28 protein-coding genes are annotated in these 24,753 nt (G+C 45.9%); 11 read left to right on the forward strand and 17 right to left on the reverse strand.

Annotated features, from left to right (window positions below; all coding sequences use genetic code 11):
* Positions 1-15: 15 nt before the first annotated feature.
* The 7 genes from ATB78_RS00545 to ATB78_RS00575 form a co-directional block, all read right to left on the reverse strand.
* Positions 16-813: a hypothetical protein gene (locus tag ATB78_RS00545; protein ID WP_061007499.1), complete on the reverse strand. Its 798-nt coding sequence runs from the start codon at positions 811-813 to the stop codon at positions 16-18.
* A 162-nt stretch (positions 814-975) separates the two neighbouring features.
* On the reverse strand, positions 976-2,097 hold the full coding sequence (locus ATB78_RS00550; protein ID WP_061007500.1) for an outer membrane protein transport protein: 1,122 nt from the start codon (positions 2,095-2,097) through the stop codon (positions 976-978).
* 286 nt (positions 2,098-2,383) lie between these two features.
* Positions 2,384-3,175: a hypothetical protein gene (locus tag ATB78_RS00555; RefSeq protein WP_061007501.1), complete on the reverse strand. Its 792-nt coding sequence runs from the start codon at positions 3,173-3,175 to the stop codon at positions 2,384-2,386.
* Between the two features lie 630 nt (positions 3,176-3,805).
* Positions 3,806-5,962, reverse strand: coding sequence for a prolyl oligopeptidase family serine peptidase (locus ATB78_RS00560; RefSeq protein ID WP_061007502.1), 2,157 nt, complete (start codon positions 5,960-5,962; stop codon positions 3,806-3,808).
* Between the two features lie 162 nt (positions 5,963-6,124).
* Complete coding sequence (locus ATB78_RS00565; protein ID WP_061007503.1) at positions 6,125-7,696, reverse strand: ATP-binding cassette domain-containing protein; 1,572 nt, start codon at positions 7,694-7,696, stop codon at positions 6,125-6,127.
* 342 nt (positions 7,697-8,038) lie between these two features.
* Complete coding sequence (locus ATB78_RS00570; protein ID WP_061007504.1) at positions 8,039-8,434, reverse strand: SAM-dependent methyltransferase; 396 nt, start codon at positions 8,432-8,434, stop codon at positions 8,039-8,041.
* A gap of 8 nt (positions 8,435-8,442) precedes the next feature.
* Entirely contained in the window at positions 8,443-9,333 is an 891-nt protein-coding gene (locus tag ATB78_RS00575; RefSeq protein ID WP_061007505.1) for a DMT family transporter, read from the reverse strand.
* Between the two features lie 114 nt (positions 9,334-9,447).
* Between ATB78_RS00575 and ATB78_RS00580 the strand changes: the two genes are divergently transcribed.
* From ATB78_RS00580 to ATB78_RS00590, 3 genes are all read left to right on the forward strand, one after another.
* The gene (locus tag ATB78_RS00580; protein WP_061007506.1) at positions 9,448-10,041 is read left to right on the forward strand and encodes a TetR/AcrR family transcriptional regulator; all 594 of its coding nucleotides are present in this window, start codon (positions 9,448-9,450) and stop codon (positions 10,039-10,041) included.
* A 59-nt stretch (positions 10,042-10,100) separates the two neighbouring features.
* Positions 10,101-10,352 (forward strand): DUF6482 family protein, encoded by a 252-nt coding sequence (locus ATB78_RS00585; protein ID WP_033005935.1) that lies wholly within the window; start codon positions 10,101-10,103, stop codon positions 10,350-10,352.
* Positions 10,353-10,506: 154 nt separating this feature from the next.
* Positions 10,507-10,932 carry a universal stress protein gene (locus ATB78_RS00590; RefSeq protein ID WP_009706243.1) on the forward strand — a complete coding sequence of 142 codons (426 nt, stop codon included), beginning with the start codon at positions 10,507-10,509 and terminating at the stop codon, positions 10,930-10,932.
* A 65-nt stretch (positions 10,933-10,997) separates the two neighbouring features.
* Here the strand turns inward: ATB78_RS00590 and ATB78_RS00595 are convergent, their stop codons facing one another.
* The 3 genes from ATB78_RS00595 to ATB78_RS00605 form a co-directional block, all read right to left on the reverse strand.
* Positions 10,998-11,216 carry a hypothetical protein gene (locus ATB78_RS00595; protein WP_061007507.1) on the reverse strand — a complete coding sequence of 73 codons (219 nt, stop codon included), beginning with the start codon at positions 11,214-11,216 and terminating at the stop codon, positions 10,998-11,000.
* 118 nt (positions 11,217-11,334) lie between these two features.
* Complete coding sequence (locus tag ATB78_RS00600; protein ID WP_061007508.1) at positions 11,335-12,087, reverse strand: DeoR/GlpR family DNA-binding transcription regulator; 753 nt, start codon at positions 12,085-12,087, stop codon at positions 11,335-11,337.
* Positions 12,080-12,832: a glycerophosphoryl diester phosphodiesterase gene (locus tag ATB78_RS00605; protein WP_061007509.1), complete on the reverse strand. Its 753-nt coding sequence runs from the start codon at positions 12,830-12,832 to the stop codon at positions 12,080-12,082. The genes ATB78_RS00600 and ATB78_RS00605 overlap by 8 nt, the downstream gene beginning before the upstream one ends.
* Positions 12,833-13,062: 230 nt before the next feature.
* On the opposite strand from ATB78_RS00605, the gene ugpB reads away from it, so the two are divergent.
* The 5 genes from ugpB (at position 13,063) to ATB78_RS00630 (ending at position 18,187) form a co-directional block, all read left to right on the forward strand.
* A complete protein-coding gene (ugpB, locus tag ATB78_RS00610) occupies positions 13,063-14,370 on the forward strand; it encodes a sn-glycerol-3-phosphate ABC transporter substrate-binding protein UgpB (protein ID WP_061007510.1) in 1,308 nt (435 codons plus the stop codon).
* 127 nt (positions 14,371-14,497) lie between these two features.
* On the forward strand, positions 14,498-15,379 hold the full coding sequence (gene ugpA, locus ATB78_RS00615; protein ID WP_038865173.1) for a sn-glycerol-3-phosphate ABC transporter permease UgpA: 882 nt from the start codon (positions 14,498-14,500) through the stop codon (positions 15,377-15,379).
* Complete coding sequence (ugpE, locus tag ATB78_RS00620) at positions 15,379-16,227, forward strand: sn-glycerol-3-phosphate ABC transporter permease UgpE (protein ID WP_005439065.1); 849 nt, start codon at positions 15,379-15,381, stop codon at positions 16,225-16,227. The genes ugpA and ugpE overlap by 1 nt, the downstream gene beginning before the upstream one ends.
* Positions 16,228-17,385 carry a sn-glycerol-3-phosphate import ATP-binding protein UgpC gene (locus tag ATB78_RS00625; protein ID WP_061007511.1) on the forward strand — a complete coding sequence of 386 codons (1,158 nt, stop codon included), beginning with the start codon at positions 16,228-16,230 and terminating at the stop codon, positions 17,383-17,385.
* Positions 17,378-18,187, forward strand: a complete 810-nt coding sequence (locus ATB78_RS00630; RefSeq protein WP_061007512.1) for an HAD-IIB family hydrolase — start codon at positions 17,378-17,380, stop codon at positions 18,185-18,187. Before ATB78_RS00625 ends, ATB78_RS00630 begins: the two co-directional genes overlap by 8 nt.
* A gap of 71 nt (positions 18,188-18,258) precedes the next feature.
* On the opposite strand, the gene ATB78_RS00635 is transcribed toward ATB78_RS00630, so the two are convergent.
* Complete coding sequence (locus ATB78_RS00635; protein WP_045414561.1) at positions 18,259-18,447, reverse strand: hypothetical protein; 189 nt, start codon at positions 18,445-18,447, stop codon at positions 18,259-18,261.
* Positions 18,448-19,035: 588 nt separating this feature from the next.
* Here ATB78_RS00635 and ATB78_RS00640 point away from each other — a divergent pair.
* From ATB78_RS00640 to ATB78_RS30250, 3 genes are all read left to right on the forward strand, one after another.
* Positions 19,036-19,371: a hypothetical protein gene (locus ATB78_RS00640; protein WP_005439068.1), complete on the forward strand. Its 336-nt coding sequence runs from the start codon at positions 19,036-19,038 to the stop codon at positions 19,369-19,371.
* Between the two features lie 88 nt (positions 19,372-19,459).
* Complete coding sequence (locus ATB78_RS30245) at positions 19,460-19,588, forward strand: hypothetical protein (RefSeq protein ID WP_009706252.1); 129 nt, start codon at positions 19,460-19,462, stop codon at positions 19,586-19,588.
* Positions 19,588-19,716, forward strand: coding sequence for a hypothetical protein (locus tag ATB78_RS30250; protein WP_009706253.1), 129 nt, complete (start codon positions 19,588-19,590; stop codon positions 19,714-19,716). Before ATB78_RS30245 ends, ATB78_RS30250 begins: the two co-directional genes overlap by 1 nt.
* Before the next feature lie 59 nt (positions 19,717-19,775).
* Here ATB78_RS30250 and ATB78_RS00645 read toward each other — a convergent pair whose 3' ends face one another.
* The 6 genes from ATB78_RS00645 to ATB78_RS00670 all read right to left on the reverse strand — a co-directional run bounded on the left by ATB78_RS00645 (position 19,776) and on the right by ATB78_RS00670 (position 24,640).
* Entirely contained in the window at positions 19,776-20,192 is a 417-nt protein-coding gene (locus ATB78_RS00645; RefSeq protein WP_005439069.1) for a MarR family transcriptional regulator, read from the reverse strand.
* The gene (dmeF, locus tag ATB78_RS00650; protein WP_061007513.1) at positions 20,192-21,106 is read right to left on the reverse strand and encodes a CDF family Co(II)/Ni(II) efflux transporter DmeF; all 915 of its coding nucleotides are present in this window, start codon (positions 21,104-21,106) and stop codon (positions 20,192-20,194) included. Before dmeF ends, ATB78_RS00645 begins: the two co-directional genes overlap by 1 nt.
* A gap of 223 nt (positions 21,107-21,329) precedes the next feature.
* Positions 21,330-21,893 (reverse strand): HD domain-containing protein, encoded by a 564-nt coding sequence (locus ATB78_RS00655; protein WP_061007514.1) that lies wholly within the window; start codon positions 21,891-21,893, stop codon positions 21,330-21,332.
* A 147-nt stretch (positions 21,894-22,040) separates the two neighbouring features.
* Positions 22,041-22,928, reverse strand: coding sequence for a hypothetical protein (locus ATB78_RS00660; RefSeq protein WP_061007515.1), 888 nt, complete (start codon positions 22,926-22,928; stop codon positions 22,041-22,043).
* Positions 22,929-23,085: 157 nt separating this feature from the next.
* Positions 23,086-24,090 (reverse strand): GTP-binding protein, encoded by a 1,005-nt coding sequence (locus ATB78_RS00665; RefSeq protein ID WP_061007516.1) that lies wholly within the window; start codon positions 24,088-24,090, stop codon positions 23,086-23,088.
* Positions 24,080-24,640, reverse strand: a complete 561-nt coding sequence (locus tag ATB78_RS00670; protein WP_061007517.1) for a carbonate dehydratase — start codon at positions 24,638-24,640, stop codon at positions 24,080-24,082. Before ATB78_RS00670 ends, ATB78_RS00665 begins: the two co-directional genes overlap by 11 nt.
* Between the last annotated feature and the right edge of the window lie 113 nt (positions 24,641-24,753).

Here is a 24,753-nt window from a genome sequence, read left to right on the forward strand (position 1 = left end):
ATGGGCTGCGCTTCTTTAATCAAACTGATACTGGTATGAGACGATGACGCGCTTGTCTGGATCATCGAGATAAGTGTTGTTGTCCATCATAAACGTCATCAAGTTAAACGAGTGACGTTTTTGCACAAGATAACCTAAACCTAAGCCACCAAAAGCGCCTTTGTAGTTGTCGCCTTCACTGTTCTCCGAGCCATAAGAGCCACCCGCGAATCCCATTAAGGTCAATTGCTCTGTCAGGGGCTTCAATGTGAACGCTCCCAAATAGCCGCTACTGCCTGAAGAGTTCATCATGTTGAATCCATTCTCTGGGCTAGGTGTGCCAGTAAAACCAGGGTCCGAACATACACTGTCCACTGCGCCATCACAAACTGGCACATCACCGTCGTTATAGGTGTAGCCAGCCATAGGGAATATCTGAAAGCCTGCTGGTTCGATGCCAAAATAGCTCAATGGTACAAACGTTCCGACGCTGTAATTGGTTTGATCAGCGCCGTTGGTATATTCATTCTTACCAAAGTTGAAGTTCACGATACCTACCGGAAACAGCCAAGAGCCGCCCACGCGCCACTCACTCGCATCATCATTGATACGAACATTAATCTTGCGAGCTTCATCCAATGCTAAAGAGCCAGAGAAAGAGATGTTCTGGTCATCAAAATCATAGTTGTTAGAATAAGCCGTACCGAACTTGGTGATCACCTTTGTTGGGTCATCGGCTAATTTGTTTTTGTTCTCTTTGGGAACGCGTTCGCTAGCCAGAGCCGACGAGCTTAAAACTAACGCTGCACATGCCAGCCAAAACGTGTTGTTCATTTCAAATTTCCTCGACGAATTCGCTATCGTCTTTTTACTTTGTGCTTTTTGTTCAGTTGAATTGATACCGTCCCGCTATAAACAAAAACGGCGGTAAGCCTAGGACGTGCTTACCGCTGCTTTTCGTCGTATCGCTAATCTAGTGATTGCGTTAACGCCGGATTATTGGTTTTTCCAGCTGTAGCCAATGCTCAGGAAGTACAACGCGGGATCATCAAAGCTTGCAATCGTGTTGCCCGCTCGACCTTTCACTTCAGACGATTCAATCAAGGTCGCTTCGAAGGCAACTGAAACCGTGCTTGCTTCATCAATCTTGTAATCAATGCCAGTACCTAGACGGTATGCGTTGCCAGTTGGGATAGTCAGATCACCGTTGGATTGGTCTGTGTACATGCTTGAATCAAATGCGAAACCTGCGTTCCACATCACTTTGCTATTAACCTTATACTGTGTACCCAAAGCAATCTGGTAGGTGTCTTGTGTTTCTACATCCATCAGCGTTTGGTACGCGCTCCAGTCTTGCCAGTTCAGGTTACCCATCACCGCCAGTTTGTCGTTGAGCTCATGGTAAGCACTGAATACCAACTGCTGAGGTGCAACGGCACTGGTCGAGAAGTCTTTATCATCGAATTCAAACTCAGTTTCATTCGAATAAGACAGACCTAAGCGAGTACCTGAATTCAACTCATACAGCACACCAACGCGGCCATTCACTTGAGTGTCGGTATCTTCAATGCCACCAGCGAGAGTCGTATCATCAACTTTGACATCCATATCTAAGATGCCGTAATGGATGCCTAATGCAGCACCTACAGACCATTGATCGTTAATACGGTATGAAGCAGAAGGTTGAACCGTCACGGCCTGAGTAATTGCATTAGGAATATCAATACGGCTGAACAGCTTGTCGTATTCCAGACCCAAGCCGTAGTTGCCGTACATACCAATACCAAGCGTCCACTTGTCGTTCACTTGTTGGCTGTAAAACGCAGAACCAAGCGGTACGTAACCAATGATGTTTCCTGCATCACCGCCACCAAAGGTGTCCAGTGTTGTGTCGCCATACAAGCTGATCAAGTGACCCGAAAATGACTGACCCGACACGTTAGACAAACCCGCTGGGTTCGCCGCCATGACCGAGGCATCCTGTGCTCTTGCCGCCATACCCGCAGACGCTAAACCAATGTCTGTGGTGGAAGTCTCGTACAAGTACAGACCTCCTGCTTGCGCTGCTGCACACGAGATGAGGGACCCCACAGCAACGATTTTGGTAAGATTTTTCATACTAAAACCTATAAGCATGTTAAGAGAAAACCCGTACTGCAGCGTTGGTTGTATATCAGTGAAAGGACTGACCATCACACACAGCACAGGCAATTTGTGGATTGAATGAGAAATAAAACCGACTAAGCGGTTGGTCTTTCTTCTATTTTTGTTTTCATCTTGTCGTCTGAAATAAAACCAACGACGAACGCGCTTAAAATTTGATGCGCCTTGTTATTTCCACTTAATGTGTGACCAAACATCACACAGCAAAAATGCGTAAATTATTTTTATCTTATGAGTCGTATTAGAATTGGTAGTTGTATTCGATACGGTGGTCGCCATCGCCAAAGTCGACTTGCTCATTCCAGTTAGCGAAGTAACGAATATTTGAACGTGGTGTTATTTGGTAAGAAATCGCAAATTCATGCGTTAAGATATTATCCTCACCCACATAATACGTGTCTTTATAATCACTTGAGCCTGATAAGGTGTGCATATACATCGGGTTGTAGTTGATCCAAATTTTGTCGGTAATATCGATTTTCGAGTACATCCCAACCACAGTAAATGTACCTGGCATCTCGTAGCCGTTGTCTTCACCACTGAAGTCATTGGCAATCGTCACACCTGCACCAGCTAATGGGTAAAGCTGAACAACACCAAGCTTCGGTAAGGCCTTGATGAAGCTGTACGACGCGTCCAACTTGTCAGCATCTACGTCGTAGTTCACATCAAGCTGACGCCCTAGCCCTTTAGCAACTTCAACTTGGAAATTACGCAGGCGGAAGGAATCAATACTGTCATCTACTTTGCTGTACAACGGGTCATCTTCATCTCGAATGCCAAACAGTTCGCCACCAATACCTTTCACTTCGATAACGTTCATTGCCATCGTGCCCGGTTGAGACGCTTTATAGGTTTGGCCTATCTTAATGTTTGCCCCTTTGTCCGTAATGCCAAAGCCAGCTTGGGTATAAACCGCAAGAGGATCGGACATGTCTTGTAGTTCTTTGTCTGTATCTGTCTCAGCAAAAACGGGGGACGCAAACTGGATTGCTGCTGCCATCACGACAACAGACGGTTTCACCATATTCATAGGATTTTATCCATCTTTTATTCAATTAAACGCACGCGTCATCAAACCTGCATAAATCGCGGACGAGCTGAATCGAGCCTCGGAAAATTCAATTTCCAACGCGAATTTACAAATAACAGGTTGTTTAACGCTGCATTTAAATTAAATAGAGGATAACGGTAAGTTCAATCACCTATGGTTATATGAGTTATAACCTAAATTTTGGTTTAGATTTGAAATGAAATTTAGATTAACAATTATCTAAATAGTAGTCATCACAACAAACAATGAATACTCCGTTAATATAGATTGAACATGTGAAATCAAACCAAAGAGAACATAAACGGTCAATCGAAAGATGAAATCACTTAGACGTTTATCTATATACTTTTTCAGCGATTTCACCAATAAATAAGTCATGTGGGATTAAACATATATTCTACAACTGTAGAGTATTTTCATTAATAAAATGTTATTTCATCTTGACGTTCGATTCTTCCACTTATTGGAAATTCTTCAATATCATTTATGTGAACTACGTTGGCATCGCATATTTTTCTGTTCTACCTTAAACAAAAAACGCAGCCCGAAGACTGCGTTTTAATTCCAATGTGAATGAGCTTAAGCTCTACGGTTAATCCGCCCTCTCGCTTACAGCTTTTCAATGCCCATATTGAACAAAGTAAAACTGTAAACATCGGCGGTTTTCTCGATAACCTTGCTGGTCGGTGTGCCTGCACCGTGACCTGCGTTGGTTTCGATTCGAATCAAGGTTGGGTTTGTACCCGCTTGTTTCGACTGTAGCTCAGCCGCAAATTTGTAAGAGTGCGCTGGCACCACACGGTCATCGTGGTCACCCGTTGTTACCATAGTTGCAGGGTATTTAACGCCGGCTTTGACGTTATGTACTGGCGAGTAACCTTTGAGGTAATCGAACATCTCTTTACTTTGTTCTGCTGTACCGTAGTCATAAGCCCAGCCTGCTCCAGCCGTAAAGGTGTGGTAGCGAAGCATATCCAATACACCCACTGCTGGCAGTGCCACTTTGAACAGCTCTGGGCGCTGCGTCATCACTGCACCAACAAGCAAGCCGCCGTTCGAGCCACCGTTGATCGCAAGCTTGTCTGACGAGGTGTAGTCTTTATCGATAAGGAACTCAGCTCCGGAAATAAAGTCATCAAACGAGTTTTGCTTCTCTAACTTGGTGCCGGCATTGTGCCACTCTTTGCCGTACTCACCACCGCCACGAATGTTTGCAACAGCGTAGATACCGCCCATTTCCAGCCATGCTGCTCGACTCGGACTGAAGTAAGGCGTCAGGCTGATATTGAAACCACCATAACCATACAAAATCGTTGGCGCACTGCCGTCCATCGGCGTGCCTTTTTTGTAGGTGATGATCATTGGAATCTTGGTGCCATCTTTCGATTTGTAGAACACCTGACGAGATTCAAATTGTGCCGGATCGAATGGTGCGTTCGATTTGTGGTAAACCTCGCTGTCACCGTCTTTGATGTCTAGGCGATAGGTCGTGCTTGGCGTCTTGTAGTTGGTGAAAGAGTAGTAGACTTCAGCGTCTTCTTTCTTACCCCAAAAGCCGTAAGCACTGCCGATGTCTGGTAGCTTGATTTCACGAATGAACTTGCCGTCCATGTCGTACTGTTTGACCATAGAAAGGGCATCAACAATGTAGCTGGCGAATAGGTAACCGCCCGCGGTTGATGGGCTAAGCACGTTGTCAGTTTCAGGAATTAAATCTTTCCAATTCTTCGGTTCAGGGTTGCTCGCATCCACCGTCACCACTCGTTTGTTTGGCGCATCTAAGTTAGTGACCAAATACAGCTTGGTGCCTTTGCTATCAATCACCCAAGTATCAGAATTGGTGTCATCCAAAATAGTTTGCAGCGGACTGTCTGGCTTGGTCAAATCTTTGAAGAACAGCTTATTGCCAGACGTTGAAGTACTTGCCGAAATAAACAGGTAACGTTGGTCGTCGGAAGTGTAACCACGAACGTATCGGTGCTTCTCAGCCTCCGTACCACCGAAGATAAGCTTGTCTTCACTCTGCTTAGTGCCTAGCTCATGGTAGTAAAGCTTGTGTTGGTCGGTTTTGGCCGAAAGCTCGCTGCCTTCTGGCTTGTCGTAACTTGAGTAGTAGAAACCTTTGTTCCCCAGCCAGTTTACGCCGCTGAACTTAATATCCACTAACGTCTCACCGACAGGCTTTTTGGTTTCTGCATCAAGCACAATTACTTTGCGCCAATCGCTACCGCCTTCTGAAATGCTGTAAGCGACTAAAGAACCATCTTTGGTGAAGCTCACATTCGCCAATGAGGTCGTGCCATCTTCGCTAAAGGTATTTGGGTCGAGGAAAACTTCTGGCTTGCCATCATCAAGTTGGCGATAAAGCACATCTTGATTTTGCAAACCGTCGTTCTTGTAGAAATAGGTGTATTTACCTTCCTTGAATGGTCGCCCTAACTTCTCGTAATCCATCAACTGAGTTAAGCGTTCTTCAATCTGGTGACGATAAGGAATTTGAGCCAAGTAATCGAACGTCACTTGGTTCTGCGCTTTCACCCAATCTGCGGTTTCTTTACTGCGGTCGTCTTCTAACCAGCGGTATGGGTCGCTGACTTTGGTACCAAAATACTCATCCACCACATCGACTTTCTTTGTCGTTGGGTACTTCACCGCCATTTTGTGTACGTGTTCAACCAACTCCTTTGTTGAGTCTTCGGCATAAGCTCCCGGTAATACGCCCGTCATCGCGAACGCGGTCACCAGTGCTAAGGTTTTCTTTTTCATAGACTTCCTTTTCTGTTTTTGTTTTGTGTAATGCATCAAGCATCTTACCCATATCGAAGTAAGGATTCTAATTGCTTGGTAAAGGTTTTAAAGTCACCAAAGCCAAACTAGCTGCTTGGCTTCGGTGATCCCCCGCAATGTGGAGTTATAGACAAGAGCTTGTTAGCTCAGTTCAATGCTTCGAGACACACCCGACTCCGCGGCAAAATCTTGGTCGTGACTGATAAGAATAAAGCCGCCTCGATACGCGCTTAGTGCCTGAGCAAGCATGATTTTCGAATCCAAATCGAGGTGATTATCTGGCTCATCCAAGAGCAACAAAGGCTGCGTTGGTTGATGACTGACAATCAGCATCGCGAGCTTCATTTTCTCGCCGCCACTCAATACGCTGCCCAAACGAAATACACTGTCTCGGCGAAAACCAATGCCTGCGAGTAATGTTCTGGCATCGCTCTCTTTCATCCCCTCACAATGTTGCATCAGGTTTTCCAACATGGAGAGTTCAGGCTGTATCGCACCAAAGTGTTGGTCGAGATAATAAAGCGGCGTATTGATTTGAAGCTCACCACTTTGCAGTGAGAACTCCCCCAAGAGTGTTTTCAGTAAAGTCGATTTACCGCACCCGTTTTTGCCCAGCAAATGCAATTTATCATCCGCATGAACTTGCGCAGTGATGGGTTGAGCCGACCCAAATGGCAACACGCCTTCTAAAAGCGACACGACTTTTCGCGAGCGACTCTGACTGTCTGCCAAATACAGTTTTTGCCCTTTGATTTGCTCTTTGCGCACTCGCAAGCTTTGCTCTTTCTCTTGCAGGTGCGCTTGGCGAAGTTGCTCATTTTTATTACGAGTGGCGGCTCGGGCTGTGGCTTTGTCTTTCATACCATCCAATAAGATCTTCGGCTGGCTACCATCCTTTCTCAGCTTGTTCCCTTGAGCCGCCCTTTGTTCTGCTCTCTCCCGATTGCGCTGAGCTTGCTCTTCCAATTGCTTTTTTTGTTTATCGACAGCAGCTAATTGGCGTTCCACCGCTTGCAGTTCAGTGCGCTTTTGCTCAGCATACATGTCGTAATTACCGCCAAACACTTGCAAACCTAAACCGGATAGCTCCCAGATTTCCTCCATTTCGCGCAGTAACTCTCTGTCATGACTGATGAGCAGAATCGCGCCTGAGAAATTGCGCATCGAATCAATCAACCACTGCTTGGCATGTGTATCAAGATGGTTCGACGGTTCATCAAGGATCAGCAATTCCACTTCGCTTTCAAATAACTGCCACAGCTGCAAACGCGCTAACTGTCCGCCACTTAATTGCGAGCAAGGGAAGTCTGGCTGTGGCGGCAAACCCATGGTTTCTAACTGCTTAGCAAGTTGGATGGGCAAATCCCATTGCTCCCCCACCACCTCAAACAGATGCTCAGAGCAATCTCCCATTTCGATCTGCTTGAGCGCGCTTAGCACTTTGTCCTTTGCTAAAAACTGAGCAATCGACAGCTCTCCCGCCAACAAGTGAGATGGTTGCTGACGATACACCGCAAAGGACCTTGGTAAGGTTACTGTACCGCTAGTTGAGGTTTGCTCACCGCTGAGTATCGATGCAAACACCGATTTTCCGACACCGTTGCGCCCAACTAACCCAACACGACGTTTGGTCATTAAACATGAGATTTGCTGAAACAGCGTTTCGCCATTACCAAATTGGTGACTGATATTGTAAGCCTTTAAAACTTGCATAATTTGCCTCCTGTATGACAGGGACAACAGCCGTAGCTTGAGATAAATCTAGAGATGAAATCGATGCAAATACACGCGCCCATAGAAGCGCTTCAAACAGAAAAATGGTAATTGCAAAGAAATATCGGAAAGTGAGCTACGCCTACTAACCCTGTAAATCCAAAAAATAAAATGAGAGTTGGATGACAGGTTTAGTTGTTCATGTTGGCGTAATATCCTAAAGAAGTGATGCGCAAAGTCTAAAGGTTTTCTTGTATAAAAAGCAAGCGACTTCTGTCACAAGCCGCTTTCAGACCTAGAGCTCGTTTGGGTGCCCTCGCCTACATGGGCACAAACCTAGAACTATGCTTCAAAGTAAATTGCAGGTTTGATATCAACCAAAGGCGTGCTATCTAAGCAGTCCAAACCACGCACTTTAATAACTCCCTCGTCGATAGACTCAATCGGTATTACCGCCGCGCCAATAGGGTTTGGTCTGTGCGGAGAACGTAACGCAAATGTGCCCTTCTTTCCTTGCATCATTTCAGGTTGGCGGTTCGCACCAGAAAGCCAATACAGAACCAGTATTTTCTGTCCAACTTCAAGTCCTACAAGCCCTTGGTGATACCGAGATTTAAGTTGAATTTCACACACAGGCCCATCTTGTGGCTGAATGTTATTTGGGCACTGAGAAACCTCAGTATATGGCGTACGAATTTGCCCAATAAATTCAAGTTGTGGGGTTTGAATCGTGTTCATATCAACCTCTATTTTTGTTCTGACTTCATCGCTGAAAAAGCGTAAATGGAAATAGTGGCCAAGATTATTGAACCACCAAGAATGCTTGCCATTGCAGGAATTTCATCAAAGAAGAGTAATGCCCAAAATGGTGCTAGCACGGTTTCAATCATCAGAATCATGCCAACTTCAGGTGCCGTGATGTAACGGGTCGCAACTTGTGAAAGCACACGCCCAAACGGCGCAGTAAATAGCCCCATCAAGCCCATAATCAGCCAAGTGTTCGCGCTGTAAGTTGAAGGAGCAGCCCAAAACAGCATTGCCATCGCTAAGAACAGTCCACCAAAACCAACACTTGCCATGCGGCTTACGTGCTGATGCTTACGCAATTGCACCTGGTTGAGCGACAAACACACCACGGCAAACACTGCTAAACCATCGCCAACCCAATTACCCGATTTAAAAGAACCAGAGACCACAATCGCAATACCTACCATCACAGCAACAATCGCAATCCACGTCGAACGCTGGGTCACTTCACCCAAAAACCACCAGCTAAACAATGCAGCCAAAGCTGGTGCTGCGCTCAGAATCACAAAGGTATTCGCAACCGTGGTGAGCTTAATGCTCATCACCAAACCAGCAGCACTGCCGAGCATCAATAAGCCAGACAACAAGACATGCCAGCCGCTCTCTTTCACCGCTCGAACCAGACCGCGCTCATCGCGAAGCTGGATAAATATTGGCATCGAAATGGCGGTAAACAAGCCAAATAGAAATGCGGTATCCACACCACTCACGCCCGAAAAGCGAATAAAAATAGGATCGAGGCTCATCAGCAGTGCACCAACCAAGGTGATCATCACCCCGGCAAAGCGTGCGCCTTTGGCGTTTAGGTTATTCATTAATGCCGTCGTCATCGTCTTTCTCCCCAAAAAATAAATCATACTCGCAAGTATGATTTTATAATTTCGGAGTTGTGTCAACAAAAATCATACCGTATAGTATGATTATCAAATCAAGAGAATCTGAGCATGAGCAAGATCGAGCAAAACCGAGAGAAGAAACGCCGAGCTATTTTGGAAGCCGCGAAAGAGAACTTTTTGTCCGAGGGGTATGTGTTAGCAAATATGGATAAAATCTCCGCCCAAGCAGGCATGACAAAGCAAACCGTGTATCGCTACTTCCCATCTAAAGCAGCGCTATTTGAAGCAACATTGCGCCAGATAGGTGAAAACATGGATGGTGGCTTCATTACTCATCTACAAAAGGATGATCTGCGAGATGCGTTGAACTCATTTGGTGAACACTTCGTTTCTTTCCACCTTTCTGATGAGCACTTGGCGACCTTCCGCTTGTTGATTGCAGAAAGTGCTAAAGCGCCCGAGATCACGACGATCTTCCGCGAAGTCGGTCCAGACGATACCGATGCTAAGCTCACTCAGTTCTTCCAAGATCGTTTCGATATTAAGGAACCAGAAACACAGATTCGCCTCTGGACAGGCATGCTACTGTCGATTCGCTCTGGCGTTTTAATGGGAATGGAAAAGCCAACGCAAGCTGAGATAACGGAACACGTGCAAGAGGTGACTGAGTTTTTGTTGGCAGCAATCGAGCATCAGAAGTGAACTAAAATCCATCGCTCGCCGTAATAGCCAAAGAGTGAAAACACCAATGGGAAACGGCTATGAATCTTTTGATTGAATCGGTCGAGGGTGGTATCTACCTCGCTTACAATGTGGAAAACCATACAAAGTCACTAATATTGAACGAGCACAAAAGCCCGCTCAAATTTGCCAGCCTCTGCGAGGCAAGAGACCACTTTCGAGGAGAAGGATACTCCTCTGCAAAACTGGTTCACCTCAACGCATCCGATGAGATGTGTGGAGAAAGAATACGCTGTGACATGCCATTAGAGATTGAATTGAGCTGGTACTAGTACCGGCTCTTTTTTCGTCCTCCCCCTATATCCTCTCGCTCTTAGGCTGGTGATAATTTGCCAAAACTTTGAGCAATTTCGGGATCTTATCAACACATTTTTTGTTAAAGGCGTACTATGCTATTGGTAGTGTATTCCACAAGAGGGCGTGGTTATGAAATACAAACATATCCTAGTCGCACTGGAACTGTCTGATGAGAGTACTGTGTTGATTGACCGAGCGGTATCTATGGCGAGTTATCTCGGTGCCGAGATTTCTTTTATTCATATCGATGGTACTCATGGCGAAATTTATCGTGAGCTTGTCGATATCAAAGCAAACCCAGACCAAAGACCGTTGAATGAACATTCAATGGAGTGCTTGAAGTCCTTTAGCGATTACATGGAGCAGCCATTGAAGCACTTCTTCGTTGGCACGGGTGACTTGGCGGATAAATTGGAAGTGACCATCAAAGAGCAAGAAGTTGATCTGCTTATTTGTGGCCACCACCAAGACTTCTGGAGCAAGATCATTTCTTACTCAAGACATCTGATCAACAAGTCTCCGGTAGATATTCTGGTTGTGCCGATTCACGACTAGTTTGAATGAAGGATCTAAAAAGCCGCCAACGATGGGCGGCTTTTTTGTTGTTCTTGTTGGCTCAATTAGGGCTCAATTTCACCAATCGAATACAGCACCAACTCTTCTGGGTTGTTCCCTTCCCCTAACGAGTGAATGTCTTCCCCTTCTTGCTTCAGCTCATTAATCAGCTTGAGCGCTTTACCTTGCTTCACCCCAATAATGGTTGGCATTTCAGAGGCAGAGACGCCAAAACGTGTCGCAACAAGCAAGTTTCTTACTTTGGTTTTATCCGATTCAAACATGGCAGGACCTCTTTATTTTCAATCATCTAAGCATAGCGAATCGCGATGAAAAAGCATCATGCAGGTCGAATCGATAACGGGTTTTCCTACGAGTTAGACAAGCACGGTAAGTAAAAGCTTAGTTACTGAAAACGCGGTCGAAATAATTGAGTGGCGCCACCTTAGTGTTGGCTCTTCGCTGCCATTTACTCTTATTCGCCACCAGCCACTTTTGTTCGGAGTTGGCTAAAATTGCTTGGCTCACCTTGGCTTCTCTCAACTCATGTTCCATCGCGAACAACTGAGTATCAACTTCTGTGCGACCAAAATTGACCATCTCTGAATGAGGCTGCGCGATTTCGGTGATACCTGCACAGCCAATAATTCCGATGTCTGCGGAAAACTGGCCGTAAAACTGTTCTGCCGAACCATCCACCACGTCGCGATCGTTCGTACGAATACGACCACCCGGAATCCAAGTTTCGATGTGCTCAAAGTGAGAAAGAATATGCGCCGCTTCGAAGTTATTGGTCACCACACGTAACTCACTGTGATTGGCTAGACGTTCAGCAACCAAAGCAATCGTAGTACCAATGCCTAGAAACAAAGTCGTGCCGTTTGGGATAGCTTTGACCACTTCATCGGCGATGATCTGCTTTTCCTGCTGATTGGTGACTTGGCGAGAGGCATAGCTGCGATTGCTCAGAGTGGCAGGCAGCCCGACACCACCATGATGGCGTCGGGTAAGTCCGAGTCGACAAAGTTCATTGATATCGCGACGAATGGTTTGCGTCGTGACTTCGAAACGTTGGGCAAGTTCTTCTATGGAGCAATATTCTTGCTGATGAACCAGTTCAATGATGCTTTGTTGACGGACGTTTAAATTATTCATTCAATGCGGGTTCTCGTATGGCTGAAGGCACTTTTACTTTATAACGTTGAGGCGTATCTGTAATCATCATATCCACGCCCCAATGCCAATGTGCTTCAACTAATTGAGGAAAGTTTGGTGTATAGCAGAAGAGTTGATAACCATACTGCTTGATCTTCTGAGCTTGCAACTCAGTCAGGAAGCGGTAATCACAATGCACGCTGTATGCATCAATGTGTTGTAGCACGACAGCGGAATCATCCGGAATCTCTTGCCATAGCTGCCCTCTTCTCACTTCTGGCAGGTAGTTTTTCATCGCCATTAGGGCTTCTGTGTTAAAGCTAGAAAACAGAATCGCGTCCGCTTCTACACCCAAGTGCTCGATCACCTGCGCGACCTTTTCGCACAACAGATCGATTTGGTCACCAGAGTAAACCTTCAACTCAATATTGAGCTTCACATCCGCTCTTGAAGTCAACTCAAGCGTCTCTTCTAAGCTCGGGATAGGCTCGCCTGCAAAGTCGTCACCGAACCATAAGCCAGCGTCGAGTAACCTTAGCTCGTGCCAAGTCAGATCTTTGACTTTGCCTCGACCATTCGTGCAGCGGTTGACCGTTTTGTCATGGATGACGACAGGAATGTTGTCCGCACTAAGCTGAACGTCGATTTCAATCCATTCACAACCAAATTCAATGGCGCGTTGTATTGCCGATAAGGTGTTTTCTGGAGCCAAACTGGATAAGCCACGGTGTGCTGTTATTTTCATTTTTTATTCCGTCTTTTTCATTTGTTTTCAAATGAACTATCTCAACCCTCAATGACGCTTTGATTACAAAACAGTGACGAAAGTAATGTTCAAATAAGTTCATTTTTTTGTAACTAGAACGTCATTTGGCTCATTTAATGTTCATTTGAATTTTTTGGAGCGGATTCATAATCAAAATGAACATTCGCAAGGAAACACCTGTTCAAATCATCCAATGAAAAGGAATCATTATGGCTATTAAACACCTCGCCGGACTTGCAGTTGCAGCGGCGTTCATCAGCACGCAAGCACAAGCAAAAACAGAGGTTGAGTGGTGGCACGCGATGGGCGGCGCGCTAGGTAACAAGGTTAATGAAATTGCGGCAGACTTTAACGCAAGCCAATCAGAATACGAGATCAAACCGGTTTACAAAGGCAGCTACGCAGAAACAATGACCAGTGCTATCGCGGCGTTCCGAGCAAAAGAGCAGCCAGCGATTGTACAAGTATTCGAAGTGGGTACGGCGACCATGATGGGCGCAGACAAAGCGATTTATCCTGTTTACCAATTGATGGAAGACACCAAAGAGTCGTTCAACCCTGATGATTACCTTGCAGCCGTAACGGGTTACTACACCACCAATGAAGGCAACATGCTTTCCCTGCCATTTAATAGCTCTACGCCGGTGCTTTACTACAACAAAGACATGTTCGCAAAAGCTGGCGTAGCAAACCCACCAAAGACATGGAAAGAGATGGAAGAAGTTTCCCGTAAGCTGCTGGCATCTGGTGCGAAGTGTGGTTTCAGCACAACGTGGCAATCATGGACGCAAATCGAAAACTTCGGTGCGCGTAACAATGTTCCTGTTGCCAATAACAACAACGGCTTTGCTGGCTTAGACACTGAGTTTAAGTTCAATGATTCGGCGTTTGTTCGTCACATTGATCAAATGGGCAAATGGTCGAAAGAAGGCATCTTTAAGTACGGCGGTCGCCAATCTGATGGTATGCCACTGTTCTACACCCAAGAGTGTGCTATGACGATGGGTTCGTCAGCAGGTCTGGCTGGCATTAAAGAGAACATGAAAGACGTTGATATCGGCGTAGCGCAACTGCCTTATGATTCAGAGATCGTCGCGAAGCCACAAAACACCATCATCGGCGGTGCATCACTTTGGGTTCTTCGTGGCCATTCAAACGAGGAATACAAAGGCGTGGCGAAGTTCTTCTCTTACCTTTCTAGTGCAGAAGTTCAAGCAGATTGGCACCAGTTCACGGGTTACCTACCAATCACTAAAGCGGCTTACGAGCTAACCAAAGAGCAAGGCTTCTACGCTAAGAACTCAGGTACAGACACAGCCGTCCTGCAAATGACGTCAACCGAGCCCACAGAAAACTCGAAAGGGATTCGCTTTGGTAACTTCCTGCAAACACGCGACATCATCAATGAAGAGTTGGAAGCCGTCTGGGCAGGCAAAGCAACGGCGCAAGCTGCGCTAAACAATGCGGTTCGTCGCGGTGACGAGCAGCTTCGTCGCTTTGAACGCACACAGAAGTAACGAACATTTATAACGAACAATGGTGCGCTGAGTCTTATTCAAATAACCGCTCAGATACGCACTCTCCCCGCCCATCTTGGGTGGGGAATTCGTTCACACACCTTGCCTGTTTTACTTTGGTATTTGTATGTCCTCACCTGTTGTTTTTAAACACAAATGGCTTCCGGTTGCGCTGATCGCACCTCAGTTGGTGATCACCTTGGTGTTCTTCATCTGGCCGGCAGGACAAGCCATTTTCCAATCTTCTCAACTTGAAGATGCTTTCGGCATGAGCCGTGAGTTTGTGGGTTTGGAGAACTTTGAAAAGCTCATCCATGATCCCCTTTACCTAGATTCGTTAATGACCACGCTGCAATTTAGCATCAGCGTTGCGGTGCTCGCGTTGGTCAGCGCACTTGTTCTTTCCGCTTTTGCCGAACAAATCATCCGTGGCGCGACCATGTATCGCACCTTCTTGATTTGGCCTTATGCGGTCGCTCCGGTTGTCGCAGGTTCGTTATGGCTATTTTTATTCGACCCAACTATCGGTGTGATGACCGAACTGTTGAACTTGTTTGGCGTAGACTGGAACCCAACGCTCAATGGCACTCATGCAATGTGGATGGTGATCATCACCTCGACGTGGAAGCAAATCAGCTACAACTTCCTGTTCTTCTTAGCAGCACTTCAATCCGTGCCGAAGTCTTTGCACGAAGCCGCGGCCATTGATGGTAGCGGTCCTATCAAACGCTTTATCACCATTAGCTTCCCACTGATTTCACCAACCAGCTTTTTCTTGTTGGTCGTGAACTTTGTTTATGCGTTCTTTGATACGTTCGCCATCATCCACGCGATGACACAAGGCGGTCCGAGCAACAGCACCTCGACCTTGGTTTACAAAGTCTACAACGATGGCTTTATCGGGCTGGATTTAGGTTCATCGGCCGCACAGTCCGTGATCCTGATGATCTTGGTTGCTTCCCTGACTGTGATTCAATTTAAGTATGTTGAGAAGAAGGTGGCGTACTGATGGTAGAAAGAAGACCGTTTTTTAATCTGTTTTGCCATGTCATTTTGATTCTTGGCATCATTTCGATTGCGCTTCCGGTTTGGATTGCAATCGTAGCAACGACCCATGAGAACAGTGCATTCGCTACTGGCACTCCACTTTGGTTTGGAGATTTGGGTTTTAGTGTATTTACTGACTTGTTGAGTAACGACACTCAGTACAACAACAATACTTTGCCGATTGGCAGCATGCTGCTGAACTCTTTCATCATGGCGATGTGCATTACCATCGGTAAGTTGAGCATTTCCATCATGTCAGCGTATGCAGTGGTGTTCTTCCGTTTTCCGGGCAGAATGCTGGCGTTCTGGATGATTTTCTTCACGCTGATGTTACCCGTTGAAGTTCGCATCATGCCGACGTTTGAGGTGATTACGAACCTCAACATGCTCAACTCATTTTACGGCTTAACCATTCCGCTGATTGCCAGTGCAACCGCCACTTTCCTGTTCCGTCAGTTTTTCTTAACGGTACCGAATGAGTTGGTGGAAGCTGCACGAATTGATGGCGCAGGACCAATCAAGTTCTTCTTCGATATCTTGTTGCCCCTGTCGCGCACCAACATCGCAGCACTGTTCGTCATCACCTTCATTTACGGCTGGAACCAATATCTATGGCCACTGCTGATCACCACTGACGTGCAGTACTACACCATCGTAATGGGCATTAAACAGATGCTTGGAGTAGTTGATGGTGTTGTGGAATGGAACAAAATTATGGCCACCACCATTATCGCCATGTTGCCACCCGTGATTGTGGTAATTGCAATGCAAAAAGCCTTTGTTAAAGGTCTGGTAGATTCGGAGAAATAAATGTCCACGTTAACTCTTTCTAATATCGCTAAATGTTATCCGAACGGCTATCAGGCGATCCAAAAACTCAATCTTGATATCTGCGACGGTGAAATGGTCGTATTGGTTGGCCCAAGTGGCTGTGGTAAATCCACCCTACTTCGCATGATTGCGGGTCTAGAAGAAATCAGCTCTGGCGAGCTCAAGATCGACACCACAATCGTCAACGATCTCGAACCGGGGGAACGCGACATTGCCATGGTATTCCAGAACTACGCCCTGTACCCGCACATGACGGTGTACAACAACATGGCTTATGGGCTGCGCAACCGCAAAACACCGAAAGCGGAAATCGAGCGATTGGTTCACGAAGCAGCAAAGATGCTGGAGTTGGATCACCTTCTTGATCGTAAACCGGGACAGCTTTCTGGCGGACAACGTCAGCGTGTCGCGATGGGACGTGCAATTGTGCGTGAACCAAAGGTGTTTTTGTTTGATGAGCCTCTGTCTAACCTAGACGCCAAACTGCGTGTACAAATGCGTTTGGAAATAAAGAAGCTGCAACGTCGCCTCGGCACTACGTCAGTTTACGTGACCCATGACCAAGTGGAAGCAATGACGCTGGCGGACAAACTTGTCGTGCTGAACAAAGGCAACGTCGAACAAGTCGGCACACCGCTAGAGATATACGACAACCCTGCTTCTCTGTTCGTCGCGACCTTTATTGGTTCACCATCCATGAACATATTAGATGGCAATGTTAACGCTGACGGCATTACTGTTGGTAACGCACTGCTCCCTGCATCCACATCAAACTTGGATTTGGGTGAAGTTAAACTGGGGCTTCGTCCGGAGCATTTACAAATCAGCCAAGATAACCCATGGTTGCAGGTAGAGGTCGAATTGATTGAATCGCTCGGTGCTGACTTGCTGCTTTACTGCCGCACAGAAGGCGGTGATTCACAAAAGCTGGTTGTCCGCGTTGAGGGACATACGCCGATTCAAATTGGCGACAAGCTTGGTCTGGATATCAAACCAAAGCATGTTCATCTATTTGATGCCAACACAGAAAAGCGCATCGAGTGTACACTGGCTCCAGCGGTGTCACTACAAGACGTCAATGACAATACCCAAGCAATCAATCCTAAAGTAAACAAGCAAGGAGTGGTGAATGCCTAACCCGTTATCAGAGCTCAATGTGGAGAGTCTGAAACAGATCGAATGGCTGCTGACCGACGTGGACGACACGTTGACTTGGCAAGGCAAACTGCCGCCAGAGACATTAATTGCGCTAGCAGAGTTAGAGCGTGTGGGCGTAAAAGTGGTCGCAGTAACAGGCGCATGTGCTGGTTGGTGTGACCAAATGGCAAAGATGTGGTCACTGCATGGTGTGATTGGTGAAAATGGCGCGTTTTGGATGAGAAAAGACGCGACAGGATTCAACACCACCTTCGCTCGCCCAGCCGAAGCGATGCGCAAAGAACAACGCGCATTACAAGAAAGCATTGCGGGCATTTTGGCAGAGTACCCTGATGTCGAGTTCAGCCAAGATCAGAGTTTTCGTTACTGTGACGTTGCGGTGAACATAGCGCAAGATAGAGCGCCAGTTTCCCCTTCCACGACAATGGAAATTCTTAATCGCATCGTGAATTTGAATGCGGAGTCTCACCCCGTCAACGCAACATTGAGTTCGATTCACATCAATGCTTGGGTAGGTAATCACAGTAAGCGTACTAGCGGTGAAGCGTACATTAGGCAGTTCAATAATGGCGAACTACCGAGTTTGGAGCGCATCACTTATGTGGGAGATTCATTGAATGATGAAGGCATGTTTGAGTGGCTGCCAACGACCTTCGGCGTAAACAACATTCGCCCTTTATTGGCGAAACTGAATCACCAACCTAGCTTTTTGACCGAGGAAAATGGCGGCTTTGGGTTTGCACAATTGGCTAACCTTATCGTCAAAGCCAAAAGGCAGTAACGACTTTTAACAGGGCTGTTTGGTAAAAGAGCAGCCTTCGAAAGGGTTAGATACTTAGGTAAATGGATACCCTAAGAATAGGAGGACGCGGTTCTCTCTTCGGCGAACAGTCGATGGATGAATTGGCGTTCTTCTTCACTCAAACGCACTGGCACTTCTTGTTTGGTTGCATTCTGAACCAACTGATAAACCTCATTCAATTGCGATAACGTCAAAGAATTCAGTTTTTGCTTTATTGCACTAAATTGCTGCTGTTCCATATTTTTATGCTACTTATTCCTTATTCCACCCCTCATTGAGAAAAAAAGACACTCAATCCAAATATCACCATGGAGGGGGGAAATATATTCGGATTGAGTGAAAAGAAGGAGTAAAGACTGCGGCGGATTGCATGAGAAAATCAAACTCTCAATCTTTATTAAGCACTCCAACGAGAAAAAGAATATCGCTTTCTGATGTATTTATAATTAGCAGTTGTGAAGTTTATTTATCATAAGTGCTTAAAAATCTCTCATCGAGAAACACCGCTTAAGCCCTTGCTACACTTAGCATTTCTCCAATTCAGGCAGCCTACCATGCCCAGAATGGACAATCTCGCAACAAAGATTGCTTGTTGTTTTCACTAATTATTTTTGTTTGTCGCATCCAAAAGCAGCCCATATTATCCGCAGCACAAGGGATGACATTCCTTACGCTCTTTAACAATCAAATGCCGTACTTCCTCGTCTGCAACTTTCCTACTGATGTAAAAATTTCCTTTTGATTCCCATTTTCTAATTTTTACAACCACTGCGCAGAGCATTTAAAGCTGTGTTCTGCATTACAGTCTATTCATGTAGGAATTCATCGTGGATAAATATCAAGCTGCATACGCTAAGCGTCTAGAAAAACTGAAAGGCAATCGTTCGCCAAAAGCTATTGCACGTATTTCGGCGTGGGATGCGTTTTTTAACAAAGAATACGAGATGCAAGATCTAGAGTCTCAAATGACAGACTCAGCTCGCAAGCACTACGAGCAATCTGACGTTAAAAATGAAATCAGCTTTGGTTCATTCAAACGCGCGTTCTATAAAGAATCGATCGTGATTTATGACCTAACCGATGGTGCTTCAATTCAGAAGGTGTTCACACCACTACTCGTGCTAACAACAGCATGGGTACTGTTCGTGTGTTTTACCCAGTAATTGAATAACCGAATTTAATAAGCAATAGATAAACTATTGGCAGAGTGTTTATTACCTTTGTTCAATACAAACAGTTGAGAGTTTAAGGATGAAAGGAAGAAACATTGCGGCATTTGCCATTGTGATGGCAGCACTAACGTTTGGGTATGGCTTTAAAGCGTACCAAGAGGCTAATGGTGTCATTTACCCAACCTTTAAGAAGGAGTTTAATCTCTAATGCCTAAGATTACCCTTCTGCTACTCGCAACGACAGTCGCCATGGGCATTACCGGCGCTGCATTCTGTGTTGGCGTCACTTACGCGTTTACACAATTGCCAATAGAGCAAATTCTATCGAGCTTATAATAAAAAAGTAGAGCATTTCGGTGCTCTACTTTTTTGCTATTTAGGGTTTAAAAAACCAATCAAAATTCTCGATTCATCTTCTCTAAACAGGCGAACAAAATCGCTTGATGCTCAGGGTCGATATTGCGCGTTAAGTCTTGAACCAAATCTAAATGCAGTTGATTGTGATGACGGTGAATCTCTTCACCCGCTGGTGTGAGCTTCACAACAATTGCGCGACGATCTTCTGGGTGCGGGCAACGCTCAATAAGCTCTGCTTTCACCAGCTTCTCAATTTGAACCGTCAGCGTACCCGTGGTGATACCGAGTTTCTCGGCCAACTCTTTCATACGCATTGCACCGTGCCCACCCAACACTTCGATGGTGTGAGTTTGAGCCAGTGAATAACCCGTTTCTTTTACTACAGATTGCTCCCAAGAAGACATTTTGTCATAGAACTCGGTAAGCGTTTGATTCAGCTTTTCTAATTCGCGCATCAGTCAGTCGTTTGAACTTCCAAAGTCAGGTGGTGAATCTTATCAAATTTACTCAATAATTGCTTAAATTCATCCAGCGTTTTGTCGCTATGATTTTTGAGTGCGATTGCCGCAGAGTAATGGTGACCACTCACTTTCCAGATGTGTAAATCAACGATCTCGGCATAAGGCGTGAGTGTCTCTGTAATCTCATCTCGGTAAGACTTGTTGATGCTCTCGTCCAACAACACAGGCGCTGTTTGCTTCATTAAGCCCAAGGTCCATTTACCAATCACAATAGCACCAACAATACCCATCATGGCATCTAACCAAACCCAACCGTAAAACTTACCGACAATCAGCGCCACAATCGCCAACAAAGACGTCAATGTATCCGCCAGCACGTGGAAATACGCAGCGGTTAAGTTGTGGTCGTGATGATGTTCGTGCTCATGATCGTGAGAGTGGTGATTGTGATGGTCATGCCCATGATGATGGTGATCTTGCAGAAGTAGCATGCTTGCAAGGTTAACCACGAGACCAATTACCGCCACCATGATCGCCTCGTTAAATTGGATACTTTCTGGATTAAAGAGACGATGAATCGACTCGACCATCATCATCAGTGCCACAATCCCCAACGCAATCGCACTGGTAAAACCGCCAAGTACACTCACCTTGCCCGTACCAAATGAGAAGCGATCATTGTGCGCATTTTGTTTCGCGTAGCGGTAAGCAAAAAGAGTAATACAAAATGCCGCTGCGTGTGTGCCCATGTGCCAACCATCTGCGAGCAATGCCATTGAGCCAAACATGGTTCCGGCAGCAATCTCCACCACCATAGTGGTCACGGTTAGAATCAATACGTAGAGCGTGCGTTTTTCACCCTTTTGGTTGTGAGAAACGAAATCATGTGAATGTTGCGATACAGCCATTGCGACACTTACCTTCCAATTTTAGTTTGATTATCAAATTATTTGATTCTAATTTAGTTTGACTATCAAACAATGTCAACCTAGGAAAGCAATTTGATCAAAGAAGAGAGAGAAAAAGGATCTTGCTGAGCGCAGAAAACGCAAATGTAATAAAGCACTTAAGCTCGCTAGAGAAGCCTAAGTGCTTTTGAAGAAAGTGATGTTCTTGAGTTGAGAGTCGGGACTAACGCTCAGCTAATCGGCGGGTATCTTCATCGATGATTGCTCGAAGCGCTTTGGTCAGATCATCAAAGTCGGTGTGCTTTTTGCCGTATTCCAGATTAAACGCGTAATTGAAATCAACAGGGTTATCACCTTGCGTGTGCTGCAGAATGGTCTCTAACTTATCCAACGCTTTGGTGAGGCGAGCTTCTTCGGTAGTGGCACTGTCATATTCCAACCAAAGGTCCAACAACTCCTGTTGCATAGACGCGTCTAGTGGAGCGATAAGCTGTTTCAAATCCGCCAGTTCTAGCGCACTTTTATCCAGCCCATCGTGTTGCTCCAATGCCGAAATGTCGCCACTCACGGCTTCTGCTAAGTCATGCACAATGCAAAGCTTGAGCACTTTTAGCATGTCTAAATGCGGGTAATGTTCTCCCACCAGCATGGCAAGCAAACACAATCGCCATGTGTGCTCAGCCGTGCTCTCATGGCGACCAGATGATGTCCAAGCGGTACGTAAGGTGCTTTTGAGCTGCTCCGCCTCACGCAGAAAAGTAAGAATGCCGGGTAGCTTGTCGATCATGTTTACACTCATCTCTGTCTGTTTTGCAAAAGACTAGCGGATTGCCCGCCATGAAGGAAGCAAATCACTCGAACCTTTGTTTCAAATAGAGGCGTTAAACATCTGTCGTTAAACATCTGCCGTTAAACATCTATATCGAACACTTGGCTAGAGTACTTTTGCTCGCAACTGGGCAATCTTCAAACTGCCTGAATCCAAAATGATTTTTAGATCCTGATGCACGCGCATGTCGTAGTTATCGCCGTTCTTCGCTTTGGCTTTCCAAACCACATCGTAACTCACGGCCCAGCCAGAGTTTTGATCGCCCTTGATGGTCAAACCTTGAATATCGTGCGAGTTCCAGACGATGTTGTCCGTCACGCCTTTGTACCAACGAAGAAAGTCTTGGTATGACTGAATAGGGAAATCGGGGTACACCATATCAACGGGCTCTGCGATACGAGCAAGGAAGTAGCCTGATTCGCGTTGATGGTCAAAGCCTGCGAACCACTGGTAAACAAAACTTGCGATGTCGTTTTGGCTCAACTGCGAACGAGCCTCTGCATCGTACGTCTTACTCAAAACATTCATATCAATTTGTAGCAGCGCAATCTCGCCCGCGTCATTGAAAGTGAAATATTCCGTCCAGCGATGTCCATCTGGGTTGATGGTATCGCTTTGACCGTCTTGAGTTTGAATCAGTGTGCCGAACAGCTCAACTTTCACTCGTCCGTCTTTCGAAGCAGGAGCAATACGGTAGCTAAAATCATCTTGAGTTTGGTAAATTTCAAACCAGTCTTTAATAGATTCAAGATGCCCTGCTTTCCCTTTATATTCTGTCGCTGTTACGTCGTTGACAAGCGTTTTGCTGTCGTTAGAAAACAAGGTTTCACGCACTTTCGCAAATGCATCGAACCCTTGCTCTCCAAGCAGCTGATACTGAGCAAAAAATGCATTGATGGTGGCTTCGTTTTGCGCCTGTTTGTTTGGCTCACTCGCCAAAGAGAAAGCACTCACTAAAACCAATAGTGAAGCGAGAAATTGTTTTACGCGCATGGACTTTCCTCCCCCAAGGATATGCAGATCAAATTGTATGATAACGATTTGAATTACTGGGGATTAGAGGAATAAAGGCTTAAGAACTATTAGCGAATACCTAATAATCAGAAGAAAGAAAAGGCACCTCACGAAATGAGATGCCCAAATTCGCAGTTTATACTGATTCACACGAAAGCAGTTTGGCTTCAAATTGATCGTCAATGCTGTCTGCAATCAATTCGATGCGGCTTTCGGCACAATCATCCAACTCCACTTCGGTTAGTCCATCTGGCGTTAAGTTGTAGCCATAAATGCCATCGCTCGTAATAAACACGGCTTTCATGCGCTCGACTTCTAGCTCTACCAGCAAAGGAATCAGCTTCCGACGGTCAAACACTTTCTCCGGCGAGAAGCGCCAACCGACACTTTGGAAGCCTTCGCCTTCATTGGTCGCTTTAATAATGCCACTTTCAGGCATTGGCATGTCTGAAGCCAACGGCTTGTCACTCGCATGATGGTGGTGATGGTGCGGCGGATGCTCATGAATGGTGGTTTCGCCTTCAAATTCATGAAAAGGAATCACACCGTGCTCCGCGAAAATCACTTTTGTATTTGGACGACCAACTTCCACCACATAAGCTTCTAGCTTCTGGGTGTCGCCCCCTTGATAGAGATCGAGCTTGTTGCCCACAACCGTATCGGCAATGGCGATTTGCTGATTGAATGTATCGTGCTCGGTGTAACGAAGGTCTGCCAACTTACGAGCATCAACTAAAGTGATGTTCTTTTGCAGTGACAACACTTGTCGATAATGATCCGTCGATAAAACCTGTAACACCTCTTTTGGATGCCCAAGGCCAGTCGGCTCAATCAACAAGCGGTCGGGCTTCGCTTCATTCAGCAGTTGATTAAGTGCGATTTGCATTGGCAATCCCGCCGCACAGCACATACACCCGCCGGGTACTTCACGAATAAAGACTTGCTGCTCTTCGCTTTGTTGCCCTTGAACTAAGCTGCCATCCACACCGATTTCGCCAAACTCATTCACCAAAACAGCCCAGCGTTCGTTCTCTGGCTTATTCGCCATCAGGTTCAAAATCGCAGAGGTTTTACCGACGCCCAAAAAACCGGTAATAATGTTAGTTGGAACCCCAAGTATGGGCTGATTATCAGAGCTCATTGGCAATTCTCCTGTAGCCTTGAACCAGTTCGTGGTTTGCCGAAACCACAGACTCCGAAAACGCCGAGTATTCTGGCGGCACTTTCGAGATGCTGTTCAAATCAAAGTCGGCGCCGATATTGGTCATCGGCGGGACGTGGAAGTTCTCTGGCAAGCCTAGTCCATCCACCACACAGTTATGACGAATCACACAACCTGTACCAATCACAGCATTAAACACCACGGAGTTAAAACCGATAAACACGTCATCACTGACTTCACATGGACCATGAATAATAGAACGGTGCGCAATCGAAGAACGCTCTCCAATGGTCACGGCTGCACCTGCTTTTGAGTGGATAACGACGCCATCTTGAATGTTGGTATCGCGCTTGATCACGATGGCTTCCATGTCGCCTTGCTCGTTCACTTCATCGGCACGAATCACCGCGTAAGGACCAATAAAAACGTTATCTTCTATGATTACTTTGCCACAGATGATCGCCGTTGGATCAATGAACGCCGTTTCCGATACTTCCGGCATGTGACCAGTAGGGTTTCTTCTTAACATATTGATTTCTCTTTATTCGGTGCCTTAGAGACACTCAAGCTACGACAACTATACTTCTACAAATAAAGCCCAAAGAAAGCGGATAAATGTAAGCTTTCGAAAATAAACTGAGC

It is taken from the genome of Vibrio sp. CUB2 (genome assembly GCF_001557945.1).
In the GTDB taxonomy this organism is placed as follows: domain Bacteria; phylum Pseudomonadota; class Gammaproteobacteria; order Enterobacterales; family Vibrionaceae; genus Vibrio; species Vibrio owensii.